The sequence below is a fragment of the Allobosea vaviloviae genome, from assembly GCF_001298265.1.
GTDB classification, from domain to species: domain Bacteria; phylum Pseudomonadota; class Alphaproteobacteria; order Rhizobiales; family Beijerinckiaceae; genus Allobosea; species Allobosea vaviloviae_B.
Map to the genome: position 1 here is coordinate 310649 of NZ_LGSZ01000040.1, position 6260 is coordinate 316908.

General features: G+C 66.9%; 4 protein-coding genes and 1 pseudogene. 4 read left to right on the top strand and 1 reads right to left on the bottom strand.

The window, feature by feature from the left end:
• Positions 1-100: 100 nt before the first annotated feature.
• Complete coding sequence (locus tag AE618_RS13330; RefSeq protein WP_082365235.1) at positions 101-2014, top strand: ABCB family ABC transporter ATP-binding protein/permease; 1914 nt, start codon at positions 101-103, stop codon at positions 2012-2014.
• Positions 2015-2283: 269 nt separating this feature from the next.
• A complete protein-coding gene (locus tag AE618_RS13335) occupies positions 2284-2772 on the top strand; it encodes a hypothetical protein (RefSeq protein WP_054209538.1) in 489 nt (162 codons plus the stop codon).
• A gap of 6 nt (positions 2773-2778) precedes the next feature.
• Here the strand turns inward: AE618_RS13335 and AE618_RS13340 are convergent.
• Positions 2779-4163 (bottom strand): annotated as a pseudogene (locus tag AE618_RS13340) (cytochrome P450).
• A 149-nt stretch (positions 4164-4312) separates the two neighbouring features.
• Between AE618_RS13340 and AE618_RS13345 the strand changes: the two are divergent.
• On the top strand, positions 4313-5023 hold the full coding sequence (locus AE618_RS13345; protein WP_282568511.1) for a phosphatidylserine decarboxylase: 711 nt from the start codon (positions 4313-4315) through the stop codon (positions 5021-5023).
• Between the two features lie 162 nt (positions 5024-5185).
• Entirely contained in the window at positions 5186-6031 is an 846-nt protein-coding gene (locus tag AE618_RS13350) for a CDP-alcohol phosphatidyltransferase family protein (protein ID WP_054209540.1), read from the top strand.
• Positions 6032-6260: the final 229 nt, after the last annotated feature.

A 6260-nucleotide genomic window follows, 5' to 3' on the forward strand; every position in this document is an offset into this window, starting at 1 on the left:
GAAGCAAGGCGGCTGCGAGATGGGAGAATGTTGTTCTCCACCGCATGCAATCACGACCGATTGCGCCTATACCGACGCCCCAACCTGGAATCGTCCCAAGATGTCTCCGCCAGCCTCGCCGTCTCCGGCGCCCTCCCTCGCGCGCCCCGCCTTGCTCCAGCCGGGCTCGGGCTTCGTCGAGACCTTCCGTGCGCTCTGGCCCTATCTCTGGCCGGCGGACCGCCCTGATTTGCGCAAGCGCGTCGTGCTCGCCTTCGCGCTGCTGGTGATGGGCCGCGTCGTCCTGATGGGCGTGCCCTTCGCCTTCAAATGGGCGACGGACGCGCTCGCCAACACGCCGTCGAGCCTCGAGCGCTGGCTGCCCTGGCTGGTCGGCGCGCCGCTGGCGCTGACGGTGCTCTATGGTCTCGCCCGCGTCGGCTCGGCGGCGTTCATCCAGTTGCGCGACGCCTTGTTTGCGCCGGTGTTCATGCATGCGGTCCGGACGCTGGCGCTGCAGACCTTCGGCCATCTGCACCATCTGTCGCTGCGCTTCCATCTGGAGCGCAAGACCGGCGGGCTGACCCGCGTCCTGGAGCGTGGGCGCAACGGCATCGAGGAGATGGTCCGGCTCGGCCTCAACCAGCTCGTGCCTGTCGTGATCGAGCTCGTGCTGATCACGGCCGTCCTGCTGACGATTTTCAACTGGCTCTATGTCGTCGTGCTGGTGGTGATGGTCACCACCTACATGGCCTACACCATCAAGGCGACGGAGTGGCGCATCGCCATCCGCACCCAGATGAACGAGTCCGACACCGACGCCAATTCGAAGGCGATCGACTCGCTGCTCAACTACGAGACGGTGAAGTATTTCGGCGCCGAGGCCCGCGAGACCGCCCGCTACGACGTCTCGATGGCGCGGTACGAGCGCAATTCGATCAAGGCCTACACCTCGCTCGCCTGGCTGAACTTCGGCCAGGCGGCGATCTTCGCGACCGGGCTGACGATCTCGATGGTGATGGCGGTGCAGGGCTTCCGCGCGGGCACGCTGACGGTGGGCGATTTCGTGCTGATCAACGCCATGCTGATCCAGCTCTACCAGCCGCTGAATTTCATGGGCACCGTCTATCGCGAGATCAAGCAGGCGACGCTCGACATCGAGCAGATGTTCTCGCTGATCGGTAAGGATCCGGAAATCCAGGACAAGCCGGGCGCCAAGCCGCTCGTCGTGCCAGCCGGCGAGGTCACCTTCGAGGACGTGCATTTCGCCTATATTCCCGAACGGCCGATCCTGAAGGGCATCTCCTTCACCGTGCCGGCGGGAAAGACCATCGCCATCGTCGGCCCGTCCGGTGCGGGCAAGTCGACGATCTCGCGCCTGCTCTTCCGCTTCTACGAGCCGCAGGTCGGGCGTATCCTGATCGACGGCCAGCCCATCGCCGACGTCCAGCAGGTGAGCTTGCGCGCCGCCATCGGCATGGTCCCGCAGGACACCGTGCTGTTCAACGACTCGATCGAATACAACATCCGCTATGGCCGCCCCGAGGCGACAGTCGAGGAGGTCGAGGACGCCGCGCGCCTCGCCCAGATCGACCGCTTCATCAAGTCGCTGCCGGAGGGCTACGGCACGTCTGTCGGCGAGCGCGGGCTGAAGCTCTCGGGCGGCGAGAAGCAGCGCGTCGCCATCGCCCGCACCATCCTGAAGGGGCCGCCGGTGCTGGTGCTCGACGAGGCGACCTCGGCGCTGGATTCCTTCACCGAGAAGGAAATCCAGGACGCGCTCGATCTGGTCAGCCGGGGACGAACCACGCTGGTCATCGCCCACCGGCTCTCGACCGTGATCAATGCCGACGAGATCATCGTGCTCGACAAGGGACTGATCGCCGAGCGCGGAAACCACGGCGAACTGCTCGCCGCAAACGGCACCTATGCGGCGCTGTGGAACCGCCAGCGCCAGGTCGACGAGGCCAAGGCGACGCTCCAGCGCGCCACCGCAGAGGAAGAGCCGAGCGTGCGCGTCACGCTGGCGCCGTAGGGCGGGGCTACCCCTTCTCCCGCGAGGGGAGAAGGGGGCTCGGCGAAGCCGAGACGGATGAGGGGGCGCCGTGCCGTTTTCCGTCATTGCGAGCGGTGCGAAGCAATCCAGCCAACGCCGCGCCCCATGACGCTGGATTGCTTCGCTGCGCTCGCAATGACGGGAGCGCAGTCGGTTTCCACTTTGAAACCACTCGCAACTGCGGCGCGGTTCCGGCATTCTGATCACAGGAGCCGCCGGCTCCGCATTCGCGAGCTGGGGGGCTTTCCATGTTCGATCCGACGACATTCGTAGGCTTCCACACCTGGCTCAGCCTGGTCGCCATCGTGGCGGGATTTCCCGTCGCGGCGGGGCTGATGAACGGGCATGTCCGGCCGGGCTGGACCGGCGTCTTCCTCTCGACGGCCTTCGCCACCAGCGCGACCGGCTTCGGCTTTCCCTTCAACGGCGTGCTGCCCTCGCACATCATCGGTGCGGTCGCGCTCGTGCTGGCGGTCGTGGCAGGCTTCGCGCTCTATGCGCGCCTGCTGATCGGGCGATGGCGCGGCATCTATGCGATCACGGCGATGCTGAGCTTCTATCTGCTGCTCTTCGTCCTGGTGGCGCAGTTATTCCAGAAGGTGCCGGCGCTACGGGCGCTGGCGCCGACCGGGTCCGAGCCGCCTTTTGCCATCGCCGAGGGGCTTCTCCTCGTCGCCTTCGTCGCGCTGACCTGGCTGGCGACCCGGCGCTTCACGAGCTACCGCGTCGCAGGCTGAGCCCCTTCACGCACGCGCCGTCGCCGTCATCCGCAGTGGTTGCTTCGGCCGCAGCGTGATTTTCAGCGTCGGCTCGGGCGCACGCACCGAAACCGGCTCCAGCCGCAGCGCGGGCAGCAGCACGGCCAGGATCGCGACGGCCTCCATCGTCGCGAACGCGCTGCCGATGCAGATGCGCGGCCCGGCGCCGAAGGGCAGATAGGCGTAGCGATGCCGCCCACGCGCCGCCTCACCCAGAAAGCGCGTGGGATCGAAGACATCCGGCCTCTCCCAGAGCCGCTCATGCCGATGCACGGCCTGGATCGGCACATAGAGCACCATGCCCTCCTTCAGCGAAACGCCGCCGAGCGAGAAGGGAGCCTCGACCTGCCGCGTGATGACGGGGGCAGGCGGATAAAGCCGCATCGCTTCCTGGAACACGGCCTTGGTCAGGGGCAGGGCGGCGACGTGCTCGGGCAGCAAGGGGCCGCCGCCGGTCACGCCTGCGATCTCTGCGAGAACCGCTTCCTCATGCTCGCGGTGCTGCGCCAGCAGATGCAGCGTCCAGGCAGGCCGAGCGCCGTCGTCTCGTGGCCGGCGGTGACGAAGGTCAGCAGGTTGTCGACGATCTCGGCGTCGTCCATCGCCCGGCCGGTCTCGGGATCGGCCGCGTCCAGCAGCATGTCGAGCAGGTCGCCACGGCGTTGGCTGCCCGCGCGACGCTCGGCGACGAGCCCGCCGAGGCTTTCGCGTAGATAGGCAACCGAGGCCCGCGCCTTGCGCCGGCCGGGATAGGGCAGCCAGCCCGGCGCGCCGAACAGATTATAGACGAACATGAAGTTGGTCGGTTCGAGATAGTCCGAGATCGCCTGCTCGACCTTGCCGACGTCGAGCGCCTGCGACCCCGACAGCATCGTCTCGACGATGATGTCGAAGGTCGTGCGCATCATCTCGTGGCCGATGTCGAGCGGGCCCGGCGCCGCCTGCCAGCGCTCGTGCGTCGCCTGCGCGGCCGCGATCATCGCGGGCAGGAAGCCGATGAGCTTTTCGTGCTGGAAGCCCGACGCCACGGCCTGCCGCTGCCAGCGCCAATGTGCCCCGTCCGCCGTCAGCAGGCCTTCGCCGATGGCGGGGCCCAGCACCTGGCGGATGAGATCGCCCTTGCCGAGCTTACCCGCCTGCTTGGTCAAGGCCTCCTGGATCAGCGCGGGGTCGCAGACATAAAGGCTCGTGCGCCCGCCCGTCTTCGCCAGCACGAGCTTTTCGCGGTAGACCTCCGGCGGCATCGCCTGGAGCGGATTGCGCAGCAGCGAGGCGATCACCGAAAGCGCCGGCCGCCGGCTCTCGACCAGCCCGAAGGATTCGCTGACATCCAGCGTCGTCGACATCGTCATGGCGCTCTTCACGGTCATGACGGCAGAGTCGCCCCGGAATGGGGCGCGGCGATGACGCTCTTCCCCCGGCGCGACGAACCTCCTAAACAGCGGCCCAAGAGCTGTGGCCGCACCGTTGCCGCAGACCGCATCAGGACGCGCCAGACCACGCCGTCCGCAGCACGGGACTGAAACCCATGTCGCTCGTCGATTCCGTCCGCAAGGTGATCGTGCCCATCCACAAGGAGGGCTATGTCTTCATCGCCATCGCGCTGGTCGCGACGATCGTGCTCGCCAATCTCTGGTCGCCCTTCGGCTGGATCGGCGCGATCATCACGCTGTGGATCTGCTATTTCTTCCGTGATCCGATCCGGATCACGCCGCAACGCGAAGGCCTGGTGATCTCGCCCGCCGATGGCCGCGTCAGCCAGATCGCGTCCGCCCTGCCGCCGCCGGAGCTGAACTTGCCGGCCGAGCCGATGACGCGGATCTCGATCTTCATGAACGTCTTCGACTGCCATGTGAACCGCGCCCCCGTGCCGGGCCGGATCGTCAAGATGGCCTATACGCCCGGCCTTTTCCTGAACGCCGAACTCGACAAGGCGAGCGACGACAACGAGCGCAACGCTCTGGCGATCGAAACCGCCCATGGCATCGTCGGCGTCGTCCAGATCGCGGGCCTGATCGCGCGCCGCATCGTGCCCTTCGTCAAGGAGGGCGATGTCATCGGCACGGGCGAGCGTTTCGGCCTGATCCGCTTCGGCTCGCGCGTCGACGTCTACCTGCCGGTCGGCGTCATCCCGCTGGTCGGCGAGGGCCAGACGGCGTTCGCCGGAGAGACCGTGCTGGCCGATTTCGCCGGCGGGGAATTGGCCCCCAGACTGTTCCGGGGGATCTAATAACGGGGCGCGTCATTCTCGGGCTTGTCCCGAGAATCTCCGGCCGAAAGGGCGCTGGTGCCTCCTCCTGCACGAGATGCTCGGGTCAAGCCCGAGCATGACGGCGCCCTGGCCGGAAGCCCCGCCTAGCCTCGCCCGCCAAAACCGCGTATTCCGGCTGCCATGAGCGACCTCTTTCCCCCCTTCGAGCCCGAGCGCGTCGAATCCAGGCGCGCCCGCTTCAAGCCGATCCCGTTCCGGCTGCTGGCGCCCAACGTCATCACCCTGCTGGCGCTCTGCCTCGGGTTGACCGCGATGCGCCTCGTCGTCGAGGGCAAGCTCGACACTGCCACCATCTGCATCCTGGTTGCGGCTGCGCTGGACGGTGTCGACGGGCGCCTGGCGCGTCTGCTCAAGGGCACCTCGCGTTTCGGGGCCGAACTCGATTCGCTGTCGGACTTCGTCAATTTCGGCGTCGCGACCGGCTATGTGTTGTGGATCTTCGTCCTGCACGACCTGAAGTCGTTCGGTTGGATCATCGTGCTGACGCTGGCCTGCGCCATGGCGCTGCGCTTGGCGCGCTTCAACGTGATGATCGACGATCCCCACCGGCCGGAATGGCAGAAGAACTTCTTCGTCGGCATGCCCGCGCCCGCCGGCGCGATCACCGCGATGCTGCCGCTCTACCTGCACTTCATCGGCGTGCCCGTTCAGGAATACGGCGCTCTTCCGGTTGGCGCCTACATCCTGTTCATCGCCTTCCTGACGATCTCGCGCATTCCCTGCTATGCCGGCAAGACGCTCGGCACCCGTGTCCCGCGCGACAAGGTGCTGCCGATCTTCGTCGCGGTCGTCGTCGTCGCGGGGCTGCTCTTCGCTTATCCGTTCGAGATGCTGGCGCTGGTCGTCATCGCCTATCTCGCCTTGATCCCGCTCAGCGTCGCCCGCTACCGCAAGCTGGAACGCGAGCATGCCGTGACAGTGGCCGCGCCGGCGACGCTTGCGGAGACACCGGCGAGCGACGCCTGAGACCTGTTCTCCAACCTCCGTTCCATCCGCCGCGGGTCATCCCGGGCGACCGCAGGGAGACCCGGGATCCATGCCTGAACCTCTCCGGGCAAGTGCTCCGGAATGGATCCCTGTGTGTTGGATCCGTGGCATGTTTGGTGCGGGCGGGATGCCGTTGGATCCCAGGTGGCGAACACCGTGTTCCGGCTCGGTTCCCGCCCGCGTTGCAAACCCATCCTGAACAGTTGAC